This is a genomic window from Jejuibacter sp. L23 (assembly GCF_050815825.1).
Lineage (GTDB): Bacteria > Pseudomonadota > Gammaproteobacteria > Enterobacterales > Enterobacteriaceae > Jejubacter > Jejubacter calystegiae.
In genome coordinates this window covers 3970869-3983103 of sequence record NZ_CP138199.1, presented here as the reverse complement: position 1 = coordinate 3983103, position 12235 = coordinate 3970869, and the positions used below count along the sequence as shown (strand labels likewise).

14 protein-coding genes are annotated in these 12235 nt (G+C 56.7%); 11 read left to right on the top strand and 3 right to left on the bottom strand.

What is annotated here, in order from left to right:
• Position 1: 1 nt before the first annotated feature.
• From SCU88_RS19035 to SCU88_RS19010, 6 genes are read left to right on the top strand one after another with little or no spacing between them, the layout of a single operon-like run.
• Positions 2 to 967, top strand: a complete 966-nt coding sequence (locus SCU88_RS19035) for a hypothetical protein (protein WP_431810041.1) — start codon at positions 2 to 4, stop codon at positions 965 to 967.
• A 52-nt stretch (positions 968 to 1019) separates the two neighbouring features.
• On the top strand, positions 1020 to 1676 hold the full coding sequence (locus tag SCU88_RS19030; protein WP_175342070.1) for a Gp138 family membrane-puncturing spike protein: 657 nt from the start codon (positions 1020 to 1022) through the stop codon (positions 1674 to 1676).
• Complete coding sequence (locus tag SCU88_RS19025) at positions 1676 to 2029, top strand: hypothetical protein (RefSeq protein ID WP_175342071.1); 354 nt, start codon at positions 1676 to 1678, stop codon at positions 2027 to 2029. The genes SCU88_RS19030 and SCU88_RS19025 overlap by 1 nt, the downstream gene beginning before the upstream one ends.
• On the top strand, positions 2029 to 3228 hold the full coding sequence (locus SCU88_RS19020) for a baseplate J/gp47 family protein (RefSeq protein ID WP_175342105.1): 1200 nt from the start codon (positions 2029 to 2031) through the stop codon (positions 3226 to 3228). Before SCU88_RS19025 ends, SCU88_RS19020 begins: the two co-directional genes overlap by 1 nt.
• A complete protein-coding gene (locus tag SCU88_RS19015; protein WP_175342072.1) occupies positions 3225 to 3881 on the top strand; it encodes a DUF2612 domain-containing protein in 657 nt (218 codons plus the stop codon). The genes SCU88_RS19020 and SCU88_RS19015 overlap by 4 nt, the downstream gene beginning before the upstream one ends.
• Positions 3882 to 3883: 2 nt before the next feature.
• The gene (locus SCU88_RS19010) at positions 3884 to 4582 is read left to right on the top strand and encodes a gp53-like domain-containing protein (protein ID WP_175342073.1); all 699 of its coding nucleotides are present in this window, start codon (positions 3884 to 3886) and stop codon (positions 4580 to 4582) included.
• Between the two features lie 344 nt (positions 4583 to 4926).
• Here the strand turns inward: SCU88_RS19010 and SCU88_RS19005 are convergent, their stop codons facing one another.
• Positions 4927 to 5517, bottom strand: a complete 591-nt coding sequence (locus tag SCU88_RS19005) for a tail fiber protein (RefSeq protein WP_175342074.1) — start codon at positions 5515 to 5517, stop codon at positions 4927 to 4929.
• Positions 5518 to 5579: 62 nt separating this feature from the next.
• Here SCU88_RS19005 and SCU88_RS19000 point away from each other — a divergent pair, with 62 nt between their 5' ends.
• Positions 5580 to 6137, top strand: a complete 558-nt coding sequence (locus tag SCU88_RS19000; protein WP_175342075.1) for a recombinase family protein — start codon at positions 5580 to 5582, stop codon at positions 6135 to 6137.
• Positions 6138 to 6140: 3 nt separating this feature from the next.
• On the opposite strand, the gene SCU88_RS18995 is transcribed toward SCU88_RS19000, so the two are convergent.
• The gene (locus tag SCU88_RS18995) at positions 6141 to 6989 is read right to left on the bottom strand and encodes a MurR/RpiR family transcriptional regulator (protein WP_175342076.1); all 849 of its coding nucleotides are present in this window, start codon (positions 6987 to 6989) and stop codon (positions 6141 to 6143) included.
• Between the two features lie 130 nt (positions 6990 to 7119).
• On the opposite strand from SCU88_RS18995, the gene murQ reads away from it, so the two are divergent.
• The 4 genes from murQ to tadA all read left to right on the top strand — a co-directional run bounded on the left by murQ (position 7120) and on the right by tadA (position 10593).
• Positions 7120 to 8013: an N-acetylmuramic acid 6-phosphate etherase gene (gene murQ / locus SCU88_RS18990; RefSeq protein WP_175342077.1), complete on the top strand. Its 894-nt coding sequence runs from the start codon at positions 7120 to 7122 to the stop codon at positions 8011 to 8013.
• Positions 8014 to 8037: 24 nt separating this feature from the next.
• The gene (locus SCU88_RS18985; RefSeq protein ID WP_175342078.1) at positions 8038 to 9402 is read left to right on the top strand and encodes a PTS transporter subunit EIIC; all 1365 of its coding nucleotides are present in this window, start codon (positions 8038 to 8040) and stop codon (positions 9400 to 9402) included.
• Positions 9403 to 9405: 3 nt separating this feature from the next.
• Positions 9406 to 10041: a phosphatidylglycerophosphatase C gene (gene yfhb / locus SCU88_RS18980; protein WP_138098930.1), complete on the top strand. Its 636-nt coding sequence runs from the start codon at positions 9406 to 9408 to the stop codon at positions 10039 to 10041.
• An 81-nt stretch (positions 10042 to 10122) separates the two neighbouring features.
• On the top strand, positions 10123 to 10593 hold the full coding sequence (tadA, locus tag SCU88_RS18975) for a tRNA adenosine(34) deaminase TadA (protein WP_241666668.1): 471 nt from the start codon (positions 10123 to 10125) through the stop codon (positions 10591 to 10593).
• Here tadA and mltF read toward each other — a convergent pair.
• The gene (gene mltF, locus SCU88_RS18970) at positions 10484 to 12034 is read right to left on the bottom strand and encodes a membrane-bound lytic murein transglycosylase MltF (protein WP_138098928.1); all 1551 of its coding nucleotides are present in this window, start codon (positions 12032 to 12034) and stop codon (positions 10484 to 10486) included. The genes tadA and mltF overlap by 110 nt on opposite strands.
• Positions 12035 to 12235 lie beyond the last annotated feature (201 nt).

Here is a 12235-nt window from a genome sequence, read left to right as displayed (position 1 = left end):
GATGAGCCAGAACTGGATGCGTCATTTCGAACTGAAACTGCTCGACAGGGATGATGAGGAGATTCAGTTGAATGACTTTAAGGTGACCTTTCGTATTGACTGGCGTGACGATTCTTCGCCCGTGGTTGCCGACGTCAAAATCTGGAACCTGTCAGATAATCTCTGCAATCGTTTGATGAAAAAGGAGTATAGCCAGATGACGATTGTCGCAGGCTATGACGGCGGTGGCGAAAACGAAGAGGAGCACAACTACGGTACGCTATTCAGCGGTGAGATTCGCTTTGCCGTTAAGGGGAGGGACGATCTGAAAGACACCTGGATTCAGCTACAGGCAGCGGGAAATTATAGCGCCTGGATTGATATGACCACAGAAACCACTCTGGCCGGAGGGCATACAGTTGCCGATATTAACCGGTTAATGATGCGTGACTTTAATACCCGGGGAATTACCCAGGGGGTGACAGGCGCAATGCCGGAGGTGGTTTACCCCCGTGGCCGCGTCATGATGCGACCGGCGCGTGAACAGATGGATCTGGTTGCTGAAATGTGCGCGGCCACCTGGCAGATGGTCGAGGGACAGTTACGAATGGTGCCGGTGGATAACTATATCGATAACGTCGTGGAGCTGAATGGTGAATCCGGGCTGGTGGGTATGCCGCAGCTAACGCTGAATGAGCAGGTAAACGTAAAGTGCCTGATTAACCCTAATATTCAGCTTAATTCTTTGATTAAGCTTACTAAAAATAAGGTCTATTCACCGCTACCAGCGTCGATGAAGCTGGACGGTAAGTTGCCGGAAAAAACGCAACCCGGGCCGGAATCACCAAAGCCGGGAATTGATGGTCTGGGCGAATATATCGTGCGGGCGATTACCTATAAAGGAGATACCCGGGGAAGTGACTGGTATATGGAGATGACCTGTGAAGCGAAAGGCGATAAGCAGCCGCTGGGCTGGTCTTCGCAATAACGACTATCTGGAATAACCACCCGCTACGGCGGGTTTTTTTATGGGAGGAAGCATGCCCGTTGCAATGCAATCCCTTATCGGCGGCGAAGGGTATACCGCCGCCGCAATGATGAAAAAACTGCAGGCCGGTCTGCGGGTCGCGCTACCGGGCATTATTCAGTCTTTTAATCCCGATACGGTGACCTGTGAGGTACAGCCAGCGCTGCGCGGTCAGCGCACCACCAGCGATGGCAAAACTGCCTCTGTGGCGTTGCCGCTGCTGGTGGATGTCCCCGTCGTTTTCCCCCGGGGAGGCGGCTGTACGTTGACCTTCCCGGTGAACAAAGGGGATGAGTGTCTGGTGGTCTTCGCCGATCGCTGTATCGATTTCTGGTGGCAGAACGGTGGAGTACAGGAGACGGTCGATCCCAGGATGCACGATCTGTCTGATGCTATCGCCATCGTGGGGCCGATGTCGCAGCGTGAAAAGATTGGCGCTATCAGCCAGGACAGCGCGCAGTTGCGCACCGACGACGGCGCCGCCTTTATCGAAATTGCGACCGGCGGCGCTATCACCATGACCAGCCCGCAGGTCACCATTAACGGCCCGCTTCAGGTCAATGGCGAAATCAACTCCACTGGCGATCAGGTCGCTGGCGGCATCAGCCAGATGACCCATAAGCACGGTGGCGTGCAGAGCGGCAGCGGGACGACGGGAGGTCCGCAGTAATGCGATACAGACGTGAAGACAGTCACGGCGATTACACCTTTGGTCAGGGGGACGGCGCCTGGCTGATTGATTCGCCGGAAACGGTGGCACAGGCGGTAAAAACCCGCTTTGAACTCTGGTACGGACAGTGGTTTCTGGACACAGCAGAAGGAATGCCGTGGATGCAGGCGGTACTGGGGCGTCATGACCCCAGCCTGCGCGATATGGCCATCCGCCAGCGCATTCTGGAAACCCCGGGTGTTACCGCGATTTCGGCCTTTGACGCCACCTTTAATTCCACCACCCGCCGGGTCCGCTTTACGGCCACGATCGAGACCCGCTACGGGGAAACAACGGTTACAAGTGAGGCATGATGGCTCTTAATCCTGAAACACTGGGGCTGGCGGCGGAGGTCACCCCGGCGGGGATCAGCGCACCTGATTACCCGACCATCTTAAGCCGCATGACGGACTATTTTCGGCAGATTTACGGTGAAGACGCCTACCTGGATCCGGACAGCAAAGACGGCCAGATGCTGGCGCTCTATGCGCTGGGTATTCACGATGCCAATAACGCCGCCATTGCGGTTTATAACGCTTTCTCGCCGGTGACCGCCAGCGGGCGGGCGCTGAGCAACAATGTAAAAATTAACGGTATTGCCCGCAAAGGGGCCAGCTACTCGTCGGTGGATGTGGTGCTGACCGGAGAAGTGGGCACGCTAATCGCCTCTGGCAGTCTGCGTGATGAAAACGGCCAACTTTGGGATCTGCCGACCAATATCACCATTCCGGTTTCCGGCTCAATTACGGTTACCGCAGTCTGTCAGGCGGCGGGCGCGGTGCCAGTCAGGGCCGGTGCGCTCAATCAGATAGCCACCCCGACCCGGGGCTGGTACAGCGCCACCAATCCTCTGGCGGCAACACCCGGTGAGGCGGTAGAGAGCGATGCCGAGCTGCGTCAGCGTCAGTCGCGCAGTACGGCGCTGGCTTCCCGGACCACGGCCGACGGGCTGGACGGCGCACTGCTGAATATTGATGGCGTCAGTCGGGTACGTATCTATGAAAACGATAGCGATATCAGTGACGACAACGGTCTGCCGCCGCATTCGATAAGCTGCATTGTCGATGGCGGCGATGCAACGCAAATTGCTGAAACCCTTTCTGCTCGTAAGGACCAGGGAACCTCTACATGGGGTACGACCCAGGTGACGGTGACGGGGCGCTATGGCGAACAGAAAAATATCCGCTTCTCGCGTCCGGTGTCGGTACCCATTTATGTTCACATCGAACTGGCGGCCTTACCGGGCTACAGCAGCCAGACGGCACAAGCCATTAAAGAGCAGGTGGTGACCTATATCAACGGGCTTGGGATCGGCGAGTCGCTTCTGTTGAGTCGGCTTTATTCCCCCGCCAACCTGGGCGTGATGAGCGGCGGCGACAGTCGTTATTACGATATCCGCGCGCTGGAGATTGGGAAAAACCCACAGGAGCTGGCGAGCGCCAGCATTGAGATCCTGTTTAATGAAGCGGCCCAGTGTAGTGCGGAGAATATTGAGATAACGGTGATCGCATGAGCAAGTATCTTGAACGGATCACCAACTATCACGTCACGCGCACCTGGTTTCCTCAGCATATCGACTTAATTACCCGGCCTTTTGGCGATGTGGCGACCATGGTCTCTGGCCTGGTGCGCCAGTTTGATATCGACCAGGCGCGAGGGGAGCAACTGGATATTCTGGGGCAGTGGATTGGTCGTTCGCGTCAGGTTAAGACCCCGCTTACCGATGTCTATTTCACCTTTGATAAAGAGGGGCTGGGCTGGGAGCAGGGGACCTGGCTGGGGCCTTACGATCCGGAAACCGGGTTTACTTCCCTGAGTGATGATGTTTACCGGCTGGTGCTAAAGGCGCAGATCGCCATTAACGGCTGGGATGGCTCCGTCGCCGGGCTGGACTCGCTGCTGGCGGTGGTGTTCGCCGGTTCCGGCATCGAAATGCAGATTATCGATAACCTGGATATGTCGGTCACCATCAACGCCATCGCGCTTAATGGTATTGCCGCGACTTCTGCCGAACTGATTGCGGTGATTAAGGCCGGTGAACTCAATGTGAAAGCGGCTGGGGTGCGGATTAAGGCGCTGAATATTATCGACCCGGCGCGACCACGGTTTGGGTTTGATATGGAGACCGACACGGTCCTTGGATATGACGAAAGTTACTGGAGTTAATAATGGCAACGAATGAATTTAAAGCTTTTGCCACCGCGGGTGGCGCCAATGTGCTGAGCCAGGAGGAGTATCTGGCTCTGGCGGCTCTCTCGACCGGCTTTCAGTCCGGTATCGCAAAATCGGCCGAGATGAATAAGGCCCTGCGTCAGGCCACCACCGGCGTGGCGGCGCTGACCCAGTTTATCAGCGAGGCGACGGACAGCGATATTAACGATAACGGCGATGTGAGTGCGCTGGTGACGAAACTGGCCGCCGCCCTGGCCGCCCGCGGCCTGAGCCGTGAGAATCCCTTTGCCGATATCGCTGCCGATGGCACGGTAAATCAGGCTCTCGCAAACCTTGGTTTGGGGGAGGCGGCGAAGATGGATGCCCCGGAACTTTCCGATTTAAACGGGAATAGAGGATATGCCATATTCCCGGCTATAATTAATGGAAAGGTATCAAATATCATCCATCAATGGGGTTTAACATCGGAGTCTAATGCTGTTGGACAAGCAACAGTAACCTTTCCGATCCCATTTCCCAATAAATGCTCATCATTTATCGTAACAGAGATAACTAATTCCCAGCCTGGAATCTCTGGCGCAGCAGCAGTTTTATCATGGGGTGTCGTAGGGACATCATTAACAAAAACCAGTTGCATGGTTCAAAACTCTAAAAATGCTCAGGAAACAGCGTATTGGTACGCTGTTGGATATTAAAATTTCATTCCGGATAACCTAATGATTCTCACTAAAAATAATAGTTAGTATTAAGTGTTTTTTTGAATAACACATAATGGCGCTTGTGGATATTTTAAACCCCTATCCTGTTATTATCTTTAAATTTGATACTCCTGTGAGTAAATATGATGAATAGGGTGTTTTGATAAAACAAAATTTCATCACAAACCTAATGGCTAGCACTTATGGGGTGATTTATTTTTATCTTTAAATAGCGGGCACAGGAGAATGAGATTATATCTATAGCTTCACGAGATAAACTCAAACTTCTATGCCTGCATTTATTTAATATAAGCTGAAGTATTGTTAGATAGATTTATCTATCAGGATGCTCTCACAATATAGCTAAATGCTACGTTACATGGCCGGGTTTCGTTGGCCGTTTTAGGTTTATTCATGCCCGGGTTATTCCAGCCAGTGCTGGTTCTATATGTGCGTAAGGACGAATGCGGAGCTTCTGAAGTATTTGCCAGGCCATTATTATTCCCAACTGGTTTACCATCACTCCGAATATATATTTTTGGCTGATTATAATCAGTCCATTGGCCATTACTCCCCTCTGTTCCGACATAACGCATATTGTCAGAAAATGCCGCGTAAATATCTCTCTCTGTACTACCATTTTCAACACCAGCATAACCTTGGTTGGTTGGCAAACTTAGTGCATGATCTTCGAAAGCAAAATCCTGTTTAGATAGTATTTTACGCCCACTATCAACCCCGCGCCCATCATCCCACCCACGAATAAACTCGCCCCTTAAATCAGGTAATTTCCCGGATGGATAAGCCAGCGCCAGCTTTGGGTATTTCGTTGTATCAAAGGCAGCACCATTACATTTCAGCCAGCCTTCTGGGGCTGTTTCTCCAGGCCAGGGAACGGGCACCCCCACTGGCAGCGCGCTACCTTCCCCCAAACCAAGGTTTCTAAGAACCTCACCCAGCCGCTAGCATAGCCCCTTTTGATCGGGAGACAGCGATGCGGATTGGCTATGTGCGGGTATCCACCAGTGAACAACATACGGCGCTACAGCGTGATGCGCTGGAAAATGCCGGTTGCGATTTAATCTTTGAGGACAAAATCAGCGGGCGCAGTACCGAGCGGCCAGGATTAAACCAGTTGTTAAAGCGGCTGGCGCCGGGGGATACCCTGATGGTCTGGAAGCTGGATCGGCTGGGTCGCAGTATGCGCCATCTGGTGGCGCTGATTGAGGAGCTGCGCGAGCGCGGGGTGAATTTTCGCAGCCTGACCGATGCGATTGATACCTCCACCCCAATGGGCCGTTTCTTCTTTCATGTTATGGGGGCGCTGGCGGAAATGGAGCGCGAGCTGATTGTCGAACGCACCCGGGCAGGGTTGGCAGCGGCCAGGGCACAGGGGCGCATTGGCGGCAGGCGTCCGAAGCTAACGGAGCAGCAGATTGCCCAGATAGGCCGCCTGATTCAGGCGGGCCACTCCCGTGATGCTCTGGCGCGTATCTACGATGTTTCGGTTAAAACAATCTACCGCTATCACCCGGCTGGCGCCGGGCGTTGAGTATCACACCAACCTCTTCACCAGCGCCTCGCTCTGTCGGATAAGCACCGGGGCGTGCTCCAGATCTTTCTGGATCAGCCCCATAAACAGCAGATCGGTGAGCAGCCCCTGCGCGCTGGTGGAAGAGATAGCCGCGCTGCGGGTGGCCTGTTCTTCGGCAAGGGTAAACAGGTTGTGACTGGCGTGCTGATGCAGGCTATTGGGGGCGAAGCCGGTGATTGCCAGCACCGGCATGCCCACGCGTCTGGCCTCTTCGGCCGCCAGATTGATTTCGCGGCGTTCGCCGGAGTAAGAGATCGCGACCAGCAAATCCTGTGCGCTCATCGCCTGTACCGTCGCCAGCAGGGCGTGCATATCCTGCTCCGCCACCGCGTTCACCCCAATCTTCATCAGCTTCCACGCCAGATTCTTCGCCACCAGTCCGGAGGCGCCAATTCCCACCAGCATAATGCGCCGCGCGCCATAGAGCATCTCTACGCCGTGCGCCAGCATCTGTTCGCTGTTGATCTCCAGGGTGGCGTTCATCGCCGCCATATTTTCCCGAATCAGCTTTTCCCCCACGCTGCGCAGCGGATCGTTGCCATAAATATCGTTGTGTACCAGCACCGGGTCCGTGGAAATCGGGTTTGCCAGGGCGTCGCTCAGGGCCAGTTTTAATGCGGGAAAGCCCTTGTAACCGAGCTTCTGGGCGAACTTCACCACGCTGGACTGACTGACGCCAGCCTCTGCCGCCAACTGTTGCGAGCTAAGATGGCGGGCCCGATCCGGCTTTTCCAGCAGGTAGTCCGCAAGGCGCTTGTCGCTCTGGGCCAGCAGGGGATAGCGCTGGCGGATAACTGTCAGGCAGTTCACATCTCTTCCTCAACGTCGGTGGTCAGTCTGTGATCGTTACCGGAAATTATCACAATTACCGCTCGCGATTAAGAATTTTATATTCCATTATAGGCTCAGTTTTATGAATTAAATATTCAAGAGAGGCATAATGAATCTTGGCGCACTGGTTTCTGAATCACGTAATCCTGAAACAATGGATCTGGACGCACTCTCCACCCTGGAGATGGTCACCCGGTTTAATCAACAGGATGCCACGGTGGCGCAAGCGGTAAAAGCCACGCTGCCGCAGGTGGCGCAGGCGGTGGATGCCGCGGCCGCTGCGCTGCTGGCGGGGGGGCGAATTATCTATATGGGTGCCGGTACCAGCGGTCGTTTGGGAATACTGGATGCTGCCGAGTGTCCGCCTACCTTTGGGGTATCTCACGATCTGGTGGTGGGCCTGATCGCCGGGGGACCGGGGGCGCTGCTCAAGGCGGTGGAAGGGGCAGAGGATAATCCGCAGTTTGGCGAACAGGATCTGCGTGAGATCAATCTGGAAGCGCGGGATCTGGTGGTGGGGCTGGCCGCTTCCGGGCGCACTCCCTATGTGCTGGGCGGTCTGGCTTATGCGCGTAGTTGCGGTTGTACCACGGTGGCAATTTCCTGCAATCCGGATTCCGCTATCGCCCGGGCGGCGGATATCGCTATCTCGCCGGTAGTGGGGCCAGAGGCGCTGACCGGCTCCACCCGCCTTAAGTCGGGCACTGCCCAGAAACTGGTGCTGAATATGCTCTCCACCGGTGCGATGGTGAAATTCGGCAAGGTATTTCAGAATCTGATGGTGGATATGAAAGCGACCAATGCCAAGCTGGTGGATCGCGCCTGCCGGATGCTGATGGAAGCCACCGGCACGCCGCGTGAGCGGGCCGAGGTGCTGCTGGCGCAAACCGACTATGAGGTGAAGCCCGCCATTCTGATGGAACTGGCCGGTCTGGATGCGGTAACCGCCAGGGCCCGCCTCGCTGAGCATCGCGGCTATCTGCGCGCCGCGTTGCAGGGATAAAGATCATCAGAGGGAGAAACAGGGATGGACAGACAACAGCTGGCTCAGGCGATTTTGCTGGGCGTTGGCGGGCAGGGCAATATCGTCCGCCTGGAAAACTGTATGACGCGGGTGCGGTTAACGGTGCGCGACGAAGCGCAGCTGGCGCTGGACAAGCTGAAAGGCCTGCCCGGCGTCAGCGGCTATGTGAAGCAGGGGGAGCAGCACCAGCTTATCGTCGGCCCCGGTCGGGCGGCCCAGGTAGTGGAGTCGATGCAGACTCTGATGAGCGGCGCCCCCGCTCAGGCGCAGCCGGTGGATACCGCCGCCCGTACCAAAGCCGAAGCAAAAGCGCGCTATAAAGCACCGATGAGCGATGCGTTGCGCCAGTTGGCCAATGTCTTTATCCCGCTGATTCCGGCCTTTATCGCTTCGGGTCTGATTACCGGCATCGTCAATATCCTTAAGCGCCCGGATATCGTCGGCGATTTTGCGGTGCAAAACCCGAATTTGCTGGGACTGATGGGCATCTTTGGCAGCGCGGTTTTCGCCATTATGAATATTCTGGTGGGGGTTAACGCTGCGAAGGTCTACGGCGGATCGATGGCGATGGGCGGCGTCATGGCCGGGATCCTCTCCAGTCCGCAGCTGGCGCAGATCGAACTGTTCGGCGAACATCTGCAGCCCGGGCGCGGCGGGGTGATCGCCGTGCTGCTGGTGGTGGCGCTGATGTGCTGGATTGAAAAGCGGCTGCGTAGCTGGCTGCCCGGCTCGCTGGAGCTGATTCTTAACCCGCTGCTGACCACGCTGATTGCCGGTACCGTGGCTATCGTGGCGCTACAGCCGCTTGGCGGCTGGATCTCGGATGCTATCGCGCATGGCGCGACTCTGGCTATCGATAAGGGCGGGCTGCTGGTCGGCGCCATTCTGTCCGGGGCTTTCCTGCCGCTGGTGCTGACCGGGCTGCATCAGGGGCTGGTTCCTATTCACGTCGAACTGGTACAGGCGCATGGCTTCAATGCGCTGCTGCCTATCCTCTCTATGGCCGGTGTCGGTCAGGTGGGAGCGGCCATCGCCGTTCTGATGAAAACCCGCAATGCGCGTCTGAAGCAGATGATAAAAGGGGCACTGCCGGTGGGGCTGCTGGGCATCGGCGAGCCGCTGATTTTCGGTGTGACTCTGCCGCTGGGGCGCCCGTTCCTGGCCGCCTGTCTGGGGGGCGCGGTCGGCGGAGCCCTAATCAGCTACTGGAAGGTTTCTACGGTCATTACCTTTGGGCTTTCCGGGCTGCCGCTGGTGTTCACCATGGTTTCCGGTAAAGTGATGTTGTATCTGGCGGGGTATCTGATTACCGTGATTGCCGGTTTTCTGTTTACCTGGCTGATTGGCTTTAAAGATCCAGAGGAGTAACGATTGAGCGATAACGGACGTCGGGTGGTTTTTTTTGACCTGGATGGCACGCTGCACCAACAGGATATGTTTGGCTGTTATCTGCGCTGGCTGCTGCGTCGCCAGCCGTTGAACCTGCTACTGGTGATACCGCTGCTGCCGGTGGTGGCGCTGGGGCTGCTGATTCAGGGGCGCGCTACCCGCTGGCCCATGAGCCTGCTGCTGTGGGGCTGTACCTTTGGCCGCAGCGAACGTCGACTCCGGCAGCTCGAAGCCGATTTTGTCGCGGCGTTTCGGAGCAGGGTCACCGCTTTTCCGGTGGTTCAGCAGCGGCTGAATGACTATCTGGATAGCGCCGATGCCGATGTCTGGCTGATTACCGGCTCTCCCCAGCCGCTGGTGGAGCAGGTCTACGGCGATAGCCCGTGGCTGCCCCGGGTGAAGCTTATCGCCAGCCGTATGACCCGGCGTTGCGGCGGTCAGGTGCTGACCCTGCGCTGCCTGGGCCACGAAAAGGTGGCCCAACTGGAACAGCGGCTGGGCGTGCCGCTTCAGCTCTATAGCGGCTACAGCGACAGCAGCCAGGATAACCCGCTGCTGCGCTTCTGCGAGCACCGCTGGCGGGTCACGCCCCAGGGGCGACTGCAGCAACTGGAGTGAAGTCATCGCCCCGTGTATAATGCGCGCCCCATTAATCCGGAGGTCGCCGTGTCCGAACAGCCCATCGATCATGAATACTGGATGCGCCATGCGCTAACCCTGGCGCAGCGCGCCGGGGAAGAGGGCGAAGTGCCCGTCGGCGCGGTACTGGTCTGGCAAAATCAGGTGATTGGCGAAGGCTGGAATCGCCCTATTGGCCGTCACGATCCCACCGCGCACGCCGAAATTATGGCGCTGCGCCAGGGGGGGATGGTGCTGCAAAACTATCGTCTGCTGGATACCACGCTGTACGTAACCCTTGAGCCCTGCGTGATGTGCGCCGGGGCCATGGTGCATGGCCGGGTCAGCCATCTGGTGTATGGCGCCAGCGATGCCAAGACCGGCGCTGCGGGTTCGCTGATGGATGTGCTGGGCCACCCGGGAATGAATCATCGGGTACAGGTTAGCGGGGGGATTCTTGCGCCAGCGTGTTCGGCACTGTTGAGTGAATTTTTTCGCCAACGGCGAGCGCAAAAAAAGGCGCAAAGGGAAATGGACCGTAATCGGGGATAGCCACTTCGCCTGGGGTGACCGCCGGATACCCCTGGGCCAGTTGAGTGCTTTTCGCTTTTTGGCGCTCTTTCTCTCTCAGGTACCCTTCCAGACTCTGCTGGTAGCGGCGAATATTCTCCACATAGGCGTGGGCTTCGTGACCCCGGGCATAGCCGTAAGTGGTCTGAGTGTAGTAGCGCTTCTGGCTCAGTAGCGGCAATGTCTGCTTCACATCCGCCCAGCTGTCGGGATTCTTTTTCAGCTTTGCGGTCAGTGCCCGGGCGTCCAGCATATGGGCATAGCCCATGTTATAGGCTGCCAGCGCGTACCAGATGCGCTCCTCTTCCGGCACCGTTTCGGGCACCTTACTCATCATCTTCTGCAGATAGCTGGCGCCGCCGCGAATGCTCTGTTCGGCATCCAGCCGATCTTCAACCCCCAGACTTTGCGCCGTATTGCGGGTCAGCATCATCATGCCGCGCACCCCGGTGGGGGAAGTGGCCAGCGCGTTCCAGTGCGACTCCTGATACGAAATGGCCGCCAGCAGGCGCCAGTCGATGCTTTGCGCATACTTTTCAAATAGCGGCTGCAGTTCCGGCAGCACGTTATCGATGGCGCGCAGGAAGCTGCGGGTGTCCACGTAGTCGAAGGTGCCGACGTGGCCCAGGTATTTCTCTTCAAGACGTGCCAGGGTGCCGTCACTGCAGATGTCGTTAAAGAAGTCGAGCAGCGCTGCAGACAGGCTGTCGTCATCGTCACGGGGAGAAAACCAGGTGACGGGCTGCTCTTCGGTGACGTCCAGCGCGACGGCCAGTTGCGGATGAATACGCTGAAACATGCTGATGGCGACGGAGTCGGCGATGGTGTAAGTGATATCGCCGTCCAGCACCTTGCGCAGTAGCTCATTGCTGCTCCGGCGTTCATCAACGTGCCAGCTCAGTTCGGGATACTGACCTTCGCGCAGCTTACGCAGTTCGCTCAGCGCCGCCAGACCGGGCGTCAGGGTCATCTGCTGCGCGGTGATCCCCTCCAGGCTCTTTGGTCTGAGGGTGCCCTTACGGTAGACCAGCTGTTGAGATACGGCGTAATAGGCCGGGCCAGCCTGGTAAGCCTGACGGCGATCGTTGTTATATACCAGCCCGGCCGCCAGAATATCCGCCTTACCGCTGTCCAGATCGTCGAACAGTTGATCGATGGTCGAACGCACTTTCACTTCCAGCTTCACCCCCAGATAGCGGGCAAACTGCTGCGCCAGCTCATAGTCCAGGCCGGTGATTTTATTTTTCTCGCGGTACCAGGTGAGCGGGGTGGCGATGGTACTAACGCGCAGCACTCCCCGACTCTGAATCTCAGCGAGACGGTTTTCAGCTTTGCCAAACCAGGGAACGGAGGGCCATAGCGCAATCGCCAACAACAGGGCGACCACCCCGACAAGCAGATAGTTAATCTTTAGTTTCTTCAATAAGTTAAGTCTCTGCGCTGTCTTAAGTCCTGGTTGGGAGCCAGGAAAATTTCATTATTATACGGGGCTATTGGAGCCGCATTTTGCTCAACAATGCGTGCGCTGGCAACCGCTTAGTGCGTTTTTTGACCATTTTACGTACAGCGTCACAGGAATTTTATTTCTGCGCAAACGGTTTCGTCGCCGCTGTGGATTCTCTAT